General features: G+C 72.5%; 10 protein-coding genes. 6 read left to right on the top strand and 4 right to left on the bottom strand.

Annotated elements, in window-relative coordinates; all coding sequences use genetic code 11:
- Positions 1–3 precede the first annotated feature (3 nt).
- The 3 genes from icmF (at position 4) to D0D28_RS05285 (ending at position 4,980) form a co-directional block, all read left to right on the top strand.
- Entirely contained in the window at positions 4–3,240 is a 3,237-nt protein-coding gene (gene icmF, locus D0D28_RS05295) for a fused isobutyryl-CoA mutase/GTPase IcmF (RefSeq protein ID WP_116109926.1), read from the top strand.
- A gap of 103 nt (positions 3,241–3,343) precedes the next feature.
- The gene (locus tag D0D28_RS05290; RefSeq protein WP_116109925.1) at positions 3,344–4,174 is read left to right on the top strand and encodes an LLM class F420-dependent oxidoreductase; all 831 of its coding nucleotides are present in this window, start codon (positions 3,344–3,346) and stop codon (positions 4,172–4,174) included.
- Positions 4,171–4,980 carry an LLM class F420-dependent oxidoreductase gene (locus D0D28_RS05285; RefSeq protein ID WP_116109924.1) on the top strand — a complete coding sequence of 270 codons (810 nt, stop codon included), beginning with the start codon at positions 4,171–4,173 and terminating at the stop codon, positions 4,978–4,980. The genes D0D28_RS05290 and D0D28_RS05285 overlap by 4 nt, the downstream gene beginning before the upstream one ends.
- Before the next feature lie 341 nt (positions 4,981–5,321).
- Here D0D28_RS05285 and D0D28_RS05280 read toward each other — a convergent pair whose 3' ends face one another.
- Both D0D28_RS05280 and kstR read right to left on the bottom strand, forming a co-directional pair.
- Positions 5,322–6,248, bottom strand: a complete 927-nt coding sequence (locus D0D28_RS05280; protein ID WP_240323100.1) for a hypothetical protein — start codon at positions 6,246–6,248, stop codon at positions 5,322–5,324.
- 128 nt (positions 6,249–6,376) lie between these two features.
- Entirely contained in the window at positions 6,377–7,012 is a 636-nt protein-coding gene (kstR, locus tag D0D28_RS05275; protein ID WP_094008263.1) for a cholesterol catabolism transcriptional regulator KstR, read from the bottom strand.
- Between the two features lie 117 nt (positions 7,013–7,129).
- Between kstR and D0D28_RS05270 the strand changes: the two genes are divergently transcribed.
- Positions 7,130–9,124, top strand: a complete 1,995-nt coding sequence (locus D0D28_RS05270; protein ID WP_116109922.1) for an acyl-CoA dehydrogenase — start codon at positions 7,130–7,132, stop codon at positions 9,122–9,124.
- A 23-nt stretch (positions 9,125–9,147) separates the two neighbouring features.
- The gene (locus D0D28_RS05265; RefSeq protein WP_116109950.1) at positions 9,148–11,811 is read left to right on the top strand and encodes a DEAD/DEAH box helicase; all 2,664 of its coding nucleotides are present in this window, start codon (positions 9,148–9,150) and stop codon (positions 11,809–11,811) included.
- Positions 11,812–11,893: 82 nt separating this feature from the next.
- Here the strand turns inward: D0D28_RS05265 and D0D28_RS05260 are convergent, their stop codons facing one another.
- Positions 11,894–12,211 (bottom strand): winged helix-turn-helix transcriptional regulator, encoded by a 318-nt coding sequence (locus D0D28_RS05260; RefSeq protein ID WP_233157481.1) that lies wholly within the window; start codon positions 12,209–12,211, stop codon positions 11,894–11,896.
- Positions 12,212–12,317: 106 nt separating this feature from the next.
- On the opposite strand from D0D28_RS05260, the gene D0D28_RS05255 reads away from it, so the two are divergent.
- Positions 12,318–12,701 carry a YybH family protein gene (locus tag D0D28_RS05255; protein WP_116109921.1) on the top strand — a complete coding sequence of 128 codons (384 nt, stop codon included), beginning with the start codon at positions 12,318–12,320 and terminating at the stop codon, positions 12,699–12,701.
- Here the strand turns inward: D0D28_RS05255 and D0D28_RS05250 are convergent.
- Entirely contained in the window at positions 12,698–13,942 is a 1,245-nt protein-coding gene (locus tag D0D28_RS05250) for an alpha/beta hydrolase (RefSeq protein WP_116109920.1), read from the bottom strand. The genes D0D28_RS05255 and D0D28_RS05250 overlap by 4 nt on opposite strands.
- Positions 13,943–13,977: the final 35 nt, after the last annotated feature.

The raw sequence follows: 13,977 nt of genomic DNA, 5'->3' as shown, positions 1-13,977 counted from the left end.
GGCATGAACGCCTCACTTCACCGGCCCGTGCACCCGGTGCGGTTCGTCACCGCCTCGAGTCTGTTCGACGGGCACGACGCTTCGATCAACATCATGCGGCGCATCCTGCAGTCGCAGGGTGCGGAGGTCGTCCACCTCGGGCACAACCGGTCGGTGGACGAGGTCGTCACGGCCGCGATCAGCGAGGACGCCCACGGCATCGCGATCAGCGCTTACCAGGGCGGCCACGTGGAGTACTTCAGCTACCTCGTCGAGCTGCTGAACGAGCGCGGCGCCGGGCACATCAAGGTGTACGGCGGCGGGGGCGGCGTCATCGTCCGCGAGGAGATTGAGCTGCTGCACTCCCGCGGCGTCGCCCGCATCTTCTCCCCGGACGACGGCCTCCAGCTGGGCCTGCCGGGCATGGTCAACCTGATGATCAAGGAGTGCGACTACGACCTGGCCGAGGTGCCGGCCGGGTCGGACGACGACCTGCTGGCCGGGGACGTCCCGTCGCTCGCGCGGTTCATCACCCAGCTGCAGGCCGGCAGCGTGACCGAGGACCGGCTCGCCCGCATCACCGAGGCGGCGCGGGCCCGCACGGTCCCGGTCCTGGGCATCACCGGCACCGGCGGCTCGGGCAAGTCGTCGCTGACCGACGAGCTGCTCCGGCGCTTCCGGCTGGACCAGGAGGACAAGCTGCGCATCGCGGTGCTGGCGGTCGACCCGACCCGGCGCCGCGGCGGTGGTGCGCTGCTCGGCGACCGGATCCGGATGAACGGCCTGGACGGGGCGCAGGTCTACTTCCGCTCGATGGCCACCCGCCAGGCCAGCGGTGAGGTACCCGACGGCCTGGACGAGGCCGTGCTGGCGTGCAAGGCCGCGGGTTACGACCTGGTGGTCGTCGAGACGCCGGGCATCGGGCAGGGCGACGCGGGCATCGTGGACCACGTCGACTACTCGCTGTACGTGATGACGCCGGAGTTCGGCGCCGCGTCGCAGCTGGAGAAGATCGACATGCTCGACTTCGCCGACGTGGTGGCGATCAACAAGTTCGAGCGCCGCGGCGCCGAGGACGCGCGCCGCGACGTGGCGCGCCAGCTGGTGCGCAACCGCGAGGCGTTCGGGGCCTCGCCCGAGGACATGCCGGTGTTCGGCACCAGCGCCGCGCGCTTCAACGACGACGGTGTGACCGCGCTGTACCAGTACCTGCGCGACGCGCTCGCCGAGCGCGGCCTGTCGGTGTCGGCGGGCCAGCTGCCGAAGGTGGAGGCCAAGGTGTCCACCGGGGCGACGGTGATCATCCCGCCGTCGAAGGAGCGCTACCTCGCCGACATCGCCGCCACCGTGCGCGGCTACCACGAGAAGACGCGGGACCAGGTCGCGGCCGTGCGCAAGGTCGACCAGCTGCGCGCCGCGAAGGGGGCGCTGGCCGCGGACGGCGCGGACACCGGCCCGATCGAGGCGCTGCTGGCGAAAGCGGAGTCCGAGGTGGACCCGTCGGTGGCCGGGCTGCTGGAGCGGTGGGACGAGCTGGCCGAGTCCTACCGGCAGGAGGAGCTGGTCGTCCGCATCCGGGACAAGGAGCTGCGCACCCAGCTGTGGCGGGACACCCTGTCCGGCAACCGGATCCCGCGCGTGGCGCTGCCGCGCTACACCGACCGCGGCGAGCTGCTGTCGTTCCTGCGCCGTGAGCACCTGCCCGGCTACTTCCCCTACACGGCCGGCGTCTTCCCGTTCAAGCGGGAGGGTGAGGACCCGGCGCGCATGTTCGCCGGCGAAGGCGACGCGTTCCGCACCAACCGCCGGTTCAAGTACCTCTCGGCCGACTCCGAGGCGAAGCGCCTGTCGACGGCGTTCGACTCGGTGACGCTGTACGGGCACGACCCGGACACGCGACCGGACATCTACGGCAAGATCGGCACCTCCGGCGTGTCCATCGCGACGCTGGACGACATGAAGGCGCTCTACGACGGGTTCGACCTGACCGCGCCGAACACGTCGGTGTCGATGACGATCAACGGCCCCGCGCCGACGATCCTGGCGTTCTTCCTCAACACCGCGATCGACCAGCGGATGGACGCGTTCCGGGCCGAGCACGGGCGCGAGCCCACGCCGTCGGAGGCCGAGGACCTGCGCGAATGGACGCTGCGCCAGGTGCGCGGCACGGTGCAGGCCGACATCCTCAAGGAGGACCAGGGGCAGAACACCTGCATCTTCTCCACCGAGTTCAGCCTGCGCATGATGGCCGACATCCAGGAGTGGTTCATCGAGCACGGGGTGCGCAACTTCTACTCGGTGTCGATCTCCGGCTACCACATCGCCGAGGCGGGCGCGAACCCGATCTCGCAGCTGGCGTTCACGCTGGCCAACGGGTTCACCTACGTCGAGTCCTACCTCGCCCGGGGCATGCACATCGACGACTTCGCGCCGAACCTGTCGTTCTTCTTCTCCAACGGCATGGACGCCGAGTACTCGGTGCTCGGCCGGGTCGCGCGGCGCATCTGGGCGGTCGCGATGAAGGAGCGTTACGGCGCCAACGAGCGGTCGCAGAAGCTGAAGTACCACGTGCAGACCTCCGGCCGGTCGCTGCACGCGCAGGAGATGAGCTTCAACGACATCCGCACCACGCTGCAGGCGCTGTGCGCGCTGTACGACAACGCGAACTCGCTGCACACCAACGCCTACGACGAGGCGATCACCACGCCCACGGAGAACTCGGTGCGGCGCGCGATGGCCATCCAGATGATCATCAACAAGGAGTGGGGCCTGTCGAAGAACGAGAACCCGCTGCAGGGCTCGTTCATCATCGACGAGCTGACCGACCTGGTCGAGGAGGCCGTGCTCACCGAGTTCGACCGGATCGCCGAGCGCGGCGGCGTGCTGGGCGCGATGGAAACCGGGTACCAGCGCGGCAAGATCCAGGACGAGTCGATGCTGTACGAGCGGCTCAAGCACGAGGGCACGCTGCCGATCATCGGCGTGAACACGTTCCGCAACCCGCACCCGGAGGACGACGAGGTCGAGGTCGAACTGGCGCGCGCGACGGAGGAGGAGAAGCAGTCGCAGCTGACGCGGCTGGCCGACTTCCAGCAGCGGCACAGCCACGACGCCGAGCAGGCGCTCCAGGCGCTGCGCGAAGCCGCCACCCGGGGCGACAACCTGTTCGGGGTGCTGATGGACGCCGCGCGGGTGTGCTCGCTCGGCCAGATCACGGAGGCGTTCTTCGAGGTCGGCGGCCAGTACCGGCGCAACATCTGACGCGGACCGGGGAACCGGGTCGCAGCCGGTGTGATCCCGCTCCGGACGTCCGGATCGTCCGGAGCGGGAATAGCGCGCCCGGGTGCGGAAGTTGGGTCGGAGCATGAAGTTCGGGATCTCGACGTTCGTCACCGACGAAGGCATCCGTCCGGGCGCGCTCGGCCGCGCGCTCGAGGAGCGCGGGTTCGACTCGCTGCTGCTCGCCGAGCATTCGCACATCCCGGTCAGCCGGGAAAGCCCCTACCCGGGCGGCGGTGAGCTGCCGCGCGTCTACTACCGCACCCTCGACCCGTTCGTGGCGCTGACCGCGGTCGCCGCCGAGACCCGTGACCTGCTGCTCTTCACCGGCGTCGCCCTGCTGGTCCAGCGGGACGTCATCCACACCGCCAAGGAGGTGGCCAGCCTCGACCTGCTCTCCGGCGGTCGGGTGGCCTTCGGCGTCGGCGTGGGCTGGAACCGCGAGGAGATGCGCAACCACGGCACCGACCCGCGCACCCGCGGCGCCCTGATCGACGAGCAGATCCAGGCGCTCAAGGCGATCTGGACCCAGGACGAGGCCGAGTTCCACGGCGAGCACGTCGACTTCGACCCCATCTGGCAGTGGCCCAAGCCGGTGCAGCGCCCGCACCCGCCGATCTACGTCGGCGGCGAGAGCGAGGCCGCGCTCACCCGGCTCGCCAAGCACGCCGACGGCTGGATGCCCCGCGCCCACACCCCGCCGGAGGAGATCAAGCGGGTCCGCGCCTGGCTGGCCGAGCAGGGCCGCACCGACGTCCCGTTCACCGTCTTCGGCGCGGGTCGCAGCGAGGAGGCGCTGGCGGGGTACGCCGAGGCCGGCGTGGAGCGCGTGACGTTCCTGCTCGGCACCCGCCCCGAGCCGGAGACGCTGACCAAGCTGGACGAGCTCGCCGCACTCGTGGAGGGCTACCGGTGAAACTGGGCATTTCGACGTTCGTCACCGACGAGAGCGCGCGGCCGGACGTGCTGGCCAAGGCGGTCGAGGACCGCGGGTTCGACGCCCTGTTCGTCGCCGAGCACTCGCACATCCCGGTCAGCCGGGACACCCCGTACCCGGCGGGCGGTGAGATGGCGCGCGCCTACTACCGCGCGCTCGACCCGTTCGTCGCGCTGACCGCGGCCGCCGCCGCGACCACGACGCTGAAGCTGGGCACCGGCATCACCCTGCTGATCCAGCGGGACGTCCTGCACACCGCGAAGTCCGTCGCGAGCCTGGACCTGTTGTCCGGCGGGCGGTTCCTGTTCGGGGTGGGCGTGGGCTGGAACCGCGAGGAGATGCGCAACCACGGCACCGACCCGCGCACGCGCGGGGCGCTGCTGGACGAGCAGATCCAGGCACTCCGGACAGTGTGGACGAACGACGAGGCCGAGTTCCACGGTGTGCACGTGAACTTCGACCCGGTGTTCCAGTGGCCCAAGCCCGAGCGGGACGTGCCGGTCTACATCGGAGGCAACAGCGCCGCGGCCCTGGAACGTGCGAAGCGGCTGGGAGCCGGCTGGCTGCCCAACGCCCTGCGCGACCCGGAAGCGGCGGCCGAGCAGGTGGCGCAGGCCGGATCGGTGCCGGTGACCGCGACGTCCGCCCCGCCGGACCCGGCGCTGCTGGACGCCTACGCCGAGGCCGGTGCCGAGCGCGTCACGCTGGGCCTGCCGGCCGCCTCCGAGGGTGACACCCTGCGCCGGCTCGACGCGCTGGCCGCGCTGGTGCCGCGGTTCAGCTGAGCGGGCTGCGGGGCGGGCGGTAGTGGTGGCGCTCTGCGCCGGTGCGGGGTGCTCGTGCCGCATCAGCTGGGCGAGGGTTGCGGGGCTGCGGTGCCGTGGCCGGCATGTGGCAGTGGTGCAGGCATTCTGCGCCGGTGCGGGTGCTCGTGCCGCATCACCTGGGCGAGGGTTGCGGGGCTGCGGTGCCGTGGCCGGCATGTGGCAGTGGTGCAGGCGCTCTGCGCCGGTGCGGGTGCTCGTGCCGCATCAGCTGGGCGAGGGTTGCGGGGCTGCGGTGCCGTGGCCGGCATGTGGCAGTGGTGCAGGCATTCTGCGCCGGTGCGGGGTGCTCGTGCCGCGCGTCAGTCGACCAGTGATCCCAGGGCTCGGGTGCCGGCGGTGAGCGCCGCGGGCAGCGTGCGGTAGTAGCGGGACGGCGCGCTGCTCAGGACGACCACCACGTACCGGGCGTCCTCGCCGAGCAGGCCCGTCGTGTTGTATACAGCCTGCGTACCGCTGGTGCCCCAGCCCTGCTTGATCGCCCACGTCGTGCCCGGCAGCGCGTCCGGGATGCCGAAGAACTGGTTCGTCCCGTCCGAACCGGCCTGGGACGCGTGGTACATCGCGTTGTAGAGCAGGTCGCGGCCCGCTTGCGGCAGGGTGTCCTCGATGTAGTTGTAGACCTTGACCACGTCCGCGGCGGTGATCTTCGTCGAACCCCACTGGCCCGGCGAGGACGGCGGTTCGGTGCCGGTCAGCTGCATCAGCTCCGCCATGCGGGTCACGATCGCGGTGCCGCCCTGCTGCACCCACAGGCTGCTGGCGATGGTGTCGTCGCTGGCGGTGATCATCCGGGTCAGCCGGCTCTGGGTGGCGGAGTCCGGCAGCTCCCATTCGTTGTCCCGCAACACATCGAGCGCGATCAGCAGCTTGACCAGGGACATCGAGCAGAACTGCCGGTCGGCATCGAGCTGGGTCAGCACGACGCCGGTCTCCCGGTCGTACACCTCGATCCCGGCCTCGGCGCTCGCCACCTTCTCGCGCATCAGCGCCAGGGCCCGCGCGGCGATGTCGTCGTTCTCGGCAGGCGCCGGCGACGGGGAGGCGCTGGCGGTCGGCGTCGGATCGGGCTGCGCGCTCTGCGTCGCCGGCGCCGCCGGTGCGCTCACCTGCACGACCGAACTCGCCGAGGAAACCCGCGGCTGGTGCTGGATCGTGAAGGTCAGCATCGTGACGGCGCCGAACACGGCGGCCGGGAGCACGACCTTGCCGGCCGTCCTTCTTCTCATGCCCACACAAACGCGGGCTTGATCAGCGCCTGTTGCAGGCGGACCCCGGTTTTCCGTGATCTACAGGGAACTTACAGCCGCCTGCCAGACGGCTCCCGGCAATCGTGACGGCGAGCGACGAAAGGGTGTCAGCGCGTGTTGTCCAGCAGCAGGTGCACCGACAGCTCCAACCGGTTCGCCACGTCGGCGGCGGAGGCGCGCCGGGTGACCCACGCGACCAGGTTCGCCATCCACACGTCGGCGATGAGGTGGAAGACCGCGCGGTCGTGCTCGGTCGGCTCCGCGATGCCCATGGCGCGCGCGAACATGCTCTCCAGCAGCCGCCCGACCTGCTCGACCTCGGCGGCGGCCGTGGTGTCGGCGAACATGAACGCCCGGACCATCGCCTCGGTCAGGTGCGGATCGCGCTGCATCAGCCGGGTGTTGCGGCTGAGCACGAAGATGAGCCGCTCGCTCGGCGTGTCGCCCGGGATGCTCGACCGCTGCAGCTTCTCGTGCGCGCGCTCGAACTCCCGCGCCAGACCCGACACCAGCAGGTGGATCTTCGACGGGAAGTAGCGGTAGAGGGTGCCCAGCGCGACGTCGGCCTTCTCGGCCACCGCCCGCATCTGGACGGCGTCGTACCCGCCCTTGGACGCCAGCGCCAGGGTCGCGTCGATGATGCGCCGTCGCCGGTCCCGCTGCGCGGCGGACCCGAGCTCGTCGCTGGACAACGCGCTCATCCCGTTCTTGGGTGGGGTGGACGTCTTCGCTTTCGCGGCCATCGGCACCTGCTCCGGAACTTGTTTCAGTTTCACCCGACAGCTTACCGGTCCGCCTGCTGATCTCGCGCATCGAGTGGATCTGGCCACAAAACTGAAACACGTTCTATAGTGAGCCGCATGTCAGTCCTCACCGCGGAGCAGCGCGCGCTCGCCGGGACGATCCGCTCCGGCGGCCGGAGCAGGGACGACCTGGCGGCCATCGGCGTGTTCGGCATCGGGGTGCCGGAGGAGCTGGGCGGCGCGGGCGGAACGGTCGCCGACGCCGTGGTGGCGGTCGAGGCGGCGGCGGCCGCGCTGGTGCCGGGGCCGGTGTTCGGGACGGTGCTGGCGGCGCTGGTGCTCGCGCGTCACGGCGAATCGCCGGTGGCGAAGGAGCTGCTCCCGGCGTTCGCGGACGGTTCGGCGAGCGCGGGGGTGGCGTTGTCGCCGGATGGGCCGGTGCTCGACGCGGACGCCACGCACGTCCTGGTGGCCGACGGTGACACCTGGAGCGTCCGCGAGTCCGGCGCGGAGGGGATCGAGTCGTTCGACCTGTCCCGCTCGTTCGGCCGGCTCCGCGACGGTGACGGGACGGTGTTCGAGGGCGGCGACCCGCGGATCTTCGCGGCGACGCTGGCCGCGGCCGAGGCGGCCGGGATCGCGCGGTGGTGCGTGGCGACGGCGGCGGAGTACGCGAAGGTGCGAGAGCAGTTCGGCCGGCCGATCGGGTCGTTCCAGGCGGTCAAGCACCTGTGCGCGGAGATGCTGTGCCGGGCCGAGCTGGCCGGGGCGCTGGCGTGGGACGCGGCCCGGGCGGCGGACGAGTCGCCGGAGCAGCACGAGTTCGCCGCGGCGGTCGCGGCTGCCGGGGCGCTGGACGCGGCGGTGGACACCGCGAAGGACTGCATCCAGGTGCTCGGCGGGATCGGCTTCACCTGGGAGCACGACGCGCACCGGTACCTGCGCCGCGCGGTGGCGCTGCGGCAGTGGCTGGGCGGTTCGGCGGCCTGGCGTCGCTCGGCAGCGTCGCTGGCGCTCGCGGGGGTGCGGCGGGACCTGGCGGTCGACCTGTCGGAGCACTTCGACCCGGCCGTGCGGGCCACCGTCGAGGAGATCGCCGCGCTGCCCGAGGGGGACCGGCGCGAGCGGCTGGCGTCCACCGGGTACCTGGTGCCGCACTGGCCCGCGCCCTACGGTCTGGACGCGACACCGGCGCAGCAGCTGGTGATCGACGCCGAACTGGCGCGGGCCGGGGTGCGGCGGCCCGATCTGGTGATCGGCGCCTGGGCCGTGCCGACCCTGCTGGAGCACGGCACGGACGAGCAGCGGCAGCGGTTCGTGCTGCCGACCCTGCGTGGCGAGCTGACCTGGTGCCAGCTGTTCAGCGAACCCGGCGCCGGTTCGGACCTGGCCTCGCTGCGCACGCGGGCCCGGCCGGTGGAGGGTGGGTTCGTGTTGTCCGGGCAGAAGGTCTGGACCTCGCTCGCGCGGGAGGCGGACTGGGCGATCTGCCTGGCGCGCACCGATCCGGACGCGCCCAAGCACCGGGGCATCACGTACTTCCTGGTCGACATGTCGTCGCCGGGGATCGACGTCCGGCCGTTGCGCGAGATCACCGGGGTGGAGCGGTTCAACGAGGTCTTCCTGGACGACGTGTTCGTCCCGGCGGAGAACGTGGTGGGCGAGGTGAACGGCGGCTGGCACCTGGCCCGGACGACGCTGGCGAACGAGCGCGTGGCGATGAGCGGGGGCTCGTCGGTGGGGGAGGCCGTGGAGACGCTGCTGGCGTCGGTGCGAGATCCGGACGGCGCGGTGCTGGAGCGGCTGGGCGCGCTGGTGGCGGAGGGGTCGGCGTGCGCGCTGCTCGACCTGCGCTCGACGCTGCGGCGGCTGGCCGGGCAGGACCCCGGGCCGGAGTCGAGCGTGCGGAAGCTGATCGGGGTGCGGCACCGGCAGGCCGCGGCCGAGGCCGCCCTGGAGCTGCTGGGCCCGCCGGGCGTGCTGGTGACCGGCGAGACCGCCCCGGTCCAGCACGAGTTCCTGCTGACGCGCTGCCTGAGCATCGCCGGCGGGACGACGCAGATCCTGCTGTCGGTGGCGGCGGAACGCCTGCTGGGGCTGCCGCGCTCCTGAAACTGTCGGTGGTCCCGCCTATGGTGATCACCGTGGAATGGACCGAGACGACCAGGGCGATCTTCGTGCCCTCGGACCCGCCCCGGGACGGTGTGCTCGCCGTCTGGGGTGACGAGCCGGGGCCGGTACCGGTCGAACTCGTGCTGCCCGCCGGCGCCGGCAAGTCCTTCCGCCGCACCAGGGTCGACGCGCACGTCCTCCCGCTCGCCGGCGCCATCCCGCGCCTGCTCGCCGTCAGCGACGGAAGCCCTTCGGTGCGGGCGTGGTCGGCGGCGGTCGCCGCGGGCCTGAACCTCGTCGCCCGCGGCCGGCTCCGGCGTCCGTCCGGTGTGGACAGCTGGCGCGCCGGGCCGCTCGACACCGCCGACGAGGACCTGCTGCGTGACCTGGCCGCCGCCCTGCCGCCCGAGGCGCACGCCCTCCCGCTGTCCGGCCTCAAGCGCATCCGCCTGCACTCGCCCGAAACGCTCGTCCGCGCGCTCTGGGACGCCACCGCCGACGTGCTCGGCCGCACCCCCGCGGCCCGCGTGGTCACCGACGGGCCCGCGCTCGGCGCGCAGATCCAGCTCCGCGTCGAGGTGCGTGAGACCGGCGACGACTTCGCGTTCACCGGCGTCCTCGCCGTGCGCAGCCGCGCCGACCCCAGCCTGGTCGTGGACGCGGCCGCGCTGTGGGACGCGCCGGAGGCCGTGTTGTCCCGCTTCGGTGAGCAGGTAGAGGCGCAGCTGCTCATCGGGCTGCGGCGCGGCGCCCGCGCGTGGGCTCCGCTGGGCCGCGTGCTCGACGCCGCCCCGCCCAGCGAGCTGACCCTGGACGACACCGAGGTCGTCGAGCTGCTCGACGGTGGCCGCGACGCCCTGGCGGCCGCCGGTGTCGAGGTGCTGTGGCCGCGCGGCGTGTTCGGCGAACCGCTGCGGGCCAAGGCGAGCGTGACGCCGTCGCCGGGCAGCGAGGGCGGGGCCGTGTTCCGGCTGACCGACCTGCTGCGGTTCCGCTGGCAGCTCAGCCTGGGCGGCGGAACCCTCAGCGAGGCCGAGGTCACCGCGCTCGCCGAGGCCAAGCGCCCGCTGGTGCGCCTGCGCGGGCAGTGGGTGCGCGCCGACTCCCACCTGCTGGCACGCCTGCGTCGCGCGCGCCCGGCTGTCACCGGCGCGCAGGCGCTGGCCGCGGCCCTGACCGGCGAGCTGCGGCTCGACGACGAGGAGCTGGACTTCGCCGCCCCGCCCGCGCTCGACCGTCTCGTGCACCGGTTGCGTGCCCCGGCCGGGCCGGTCGAGCCGGATCCGGCGTTGCAGGCCACGCTGCGGCCGTACCAGCGGACCGGGCTGTCGTGGCTGGTCCGGATGACCGAGCTGGGCCTCGGCGGTGTTCTCGCCGACGACATGGGCCTGGGCAAGACGATCCAGCTCATCGCCCTGCACCTGCACCGCCGCCCGTCGGGGCCGACGCTGGTGCTGTGCCCGACGTCGCTGCTGGGCAACTGGGAGCGTGAGTTCGCCCGGTTCGCGCCGAAGGTCCCGGTGCGGCGGTTCCACGGCGGGCGGCGGCACCTGGACGACCTGGCGCCCGACGAGGTCGTCCTCGCCACCTACGGTGTGCTGCGCCGCGACCGGGCGACGCTGTCCGAAGTGGACTGGGGGCTGGTCGCGGCCGACGAGGCGCAGCACGTCAAGAACCCGCTTTCGGTGACGGCGAAGGAACTCCGCAGGATCCCGGCCGCGGCGCGCGTCGCGTTGACCGGCACGCCGATGGAGAACCGGCTCACCGAACTGTGGTCCATTCTGGACTGGACGACGCCGGGGCTGCTCGGCACGCTGGAGCACTTCCGCCGCACGATCGCGCGCCCGGTCGAGCGCGACCGCGACGCCCGCGGTGCCGAACGCCTGGCCGCGACGGTGCGGCCGTTCCTGTTGCGGCGCCGCAAGACCGACCCGGACATCGCGCCGGAGCTGCCGCGCAAGACCGAGACCGACCGGTACGTGCCGCTGACCACCGAGCAGGCCACCCTGTACGAGGCGGTGGTGCGGGAGAACCTGGCGGTGATCCGCGAGTCGCGGGGCGTGCAGCGGCGCGGGCAGGTGCTCAAGCTGCTGACCGAGCTGAAGCAGATCTGCAACCACCCGGCGCAGTACCTCGCGGACAGCGGGCCGGTCGCCGGGCGGTCGGGCAAGCTCGCCGCGTTCGAGGAGCTGCTGGACGTGATCCTCGACGAGGGCGAGAGCGTGCTGGTGTTCAGCCAGTACGTGCGGCTGTGCCGGCTGCTGGAGGCGCGGCTGACCGAACGGGGGCTGCCGGTGCAGCTGCTCTCCGGTGCCGACTCGGTGCGGCAGCGGGAGGAGATGGTGGCGCGGTTCCAGCGCGGTGACGTGCCGGTGTTCCTGCTGTCGCTCAAGGCGGGCGGGGTCGGGCTGAACCTGACCCGCGCGACGCACGTCATCCACTACGACCGGTGGTGGAACCCGGCGGTGGAGGACCAGGCGACCGACCGGGCGTACCGGATCGGGCAGGACCGGCCGGTGCAGGTCCACCGGCTCATCGCGGAGGGCACGCTGGAGGAGCGGATCGCCGGGGTGCTCGCGGAGAAGCGCGGCCTGGCCGAACGCGTGATCGGCGCGGGGGAGGACTGGATCACGGAGCTGAGCGACGAGGAGCTGACGGAGCTCGTCCGCCTGGGGAAGCCGGGATGAGCGCGCGCAGGGGCCGCGGCCGGGGCTCTCGGCACCGTGATGAAGGCACCCATCGCGACGCGCGTCCACCTGGAGCGGGTGATCAACCTGGGGTTGCCCGGTCCACGCCCCAGTCCCACAGCGCTTGCAGCACCGGCCCCAGGCGCTCCCCGTCGGGGCTGAGCCGGTACCGGGTCCGGGGCGGCCGGCCGCGCTCGCGATGCCGTTCCACGACCCCGCTGCTCGTGAGGTGCGCCAGCCGCTCGGACAGGACCTTGTCCGACAGCGCGGGCAGCCGCTCCCGCAGTTCGCTGAACCCGAGCTCACCGCGCAGCAGCTCGCGGATCACCAGGGTCGTCCAGCGGCCGCGCAGGACATCCAGGGTCATCTCCACCGGGCAGGACGGCGTCGGTGCGCCCACTTCCGCGAGCGGATCCGCGGGCAGGCCCGGGCGGCTAACCGTTTGGTGAGTCACGGGGCGGTCTCCTAGCGTTCGCGGGCGTCGTCAACCGAAAGGATGGTCCACCATGCCACGCCCTCTCGCTGATCGCCCGGAAGACGTGCCCGCCGTGTTCGCCGAGCGGTTCAACACCGGTGACCCCGCCGCGATCGCCGAGCTGTACGAACCCGGCGCCGTGTTCGTCGCCTCGCCGGGCTCGCCGCTGACCGGCGCCGACGCGCATGCCGCCAACGCCCGGTTCCAGGCCCTCGGCGTGCCGATCACGGTCCGGCCGCGGCAGGTCTACGCCACCGGGGAGATCGCCCTCCTGATCGTGGACTGGGTGATCGACGGCACCGACCGCGAAGGCCGCCCGGTGCGCATCGACGGGACCGCCACCGACATCACCCGCCGCGGCGGCGACGGGCGGTGGCGCTACGTGGTGGACAACCCGTTCGGCCTCGCCGGCTAGCCCCGCTGGTCGCGCAGCCAGCGCAGGTACGTCCACTCCAGGAAGCGCTCCACCCCGCGCACCACGTGCGCCGACCGGATCGACGGGAACACGTCGAACGCGTGCTGCGCCCCCGGCAGCTCCGCGTACGCCACCGGCTGCTCGGACGTCTCCCGCAGGCGGCGGACGAACTCGTGCGCCTCCCGGACCGGCACCAGCGAATCGTGCGCGCCGTGGATCACGAAGAACGGCGGCGCCTTCTCGGTGATCCGGTCCAGCGGCGACGCGGCGATGTAGTCGTCCAGGAACCGCACCGGGTCCTTGCCCACCACGTACCTCGCCAGCAGCCCGTGCAGCCGCTGCTTGCTCGCCGGCGAACCGCTCGTCGCGGCGAAGTCGTACACGCCGTAGTGCGGGGCGCACGCCTGCACCGACGTGTCCGCCTCGGCGAAACCCGGCTGCAGGCCGGCGTCGTTCGGGGTCAGCGCCAGCAGCGCCGCCAGGTGACCGCCCGCCGAACCACCCGTCGCGGCCAGGAACGACGGGTCACCGCCGTACTCATGGATGTGCTCCCGGATCCACGCCACCGCTCGCTTCACCCCGACGATGTGGTCCGGCCAGTGCGCCTTCGGCGACAGCGGGTAGTTCACCGCCACGCACACCCACCCGCGCTGCGCCATGTGCAGCATCAGCGGGATGCCCTGGTGGTCCTTGCTGTCGATCATCCACGCGCCACCGTGGATCTGCAGCAGCACCGGCCGCCCCTCGACCGGCTCCCGCGGCCGGTAGATGTCCATCAGGAACCGCTTGCCGCCCGGCGCGTACGCCAGGTTGCGGTCCCGCCGCACGTCCGGGTTGCGCATCCGGAACGGCAGCACCAGTTGGCCCCACGGCGTCGCCAGGTCCTTCGCGTCCGGCGGCCGCGACAGGTCCGCCACGTACTCCGGCCCGAGCGCCTCGGCCAGCGCGTCCTCCACCGCGCCCCGGGCCCGCTGCGAGGTGACGATCAGCGACCCCAGCCCGGCGGCCGAGGCCGCGGCCAGGCCGAGCCCGACCCGGTCCGGCACCGACCGCGCACCGTGCCGCGCCAGGTGCGCCGCCGTGTCGGCCGCGGTCAGCGCGAGCAGGTGCGGCGCCAGTTCCCCGGTCAGCCACCCGGCGAAGAACGCGGGCACCGAGGCCCGCACCCCCGGCACCGGGCGGAGCGCGTTCGCGGTCAGGGCCAGCTGGATCGCCCGGCGGGTGAGGAAACGGGGTCGCATACTCCGTGATCGTAGTCAATCTCGCTTACCCTTAT

The organism is Amycolatopsis ruanii (genome assembly GCF_003385175.1).
GTDB classification, from domain to species: Bacteria; Actinomycetota; Actinomycetes; order Mycobacteriales; family Pseudonocardiaceae; genus Amycolatopsis_E; species Amycolatopsis_E thermalba.
This window is presented reverse-complemented; position numbering and strand designations above follow the sequence as displayed.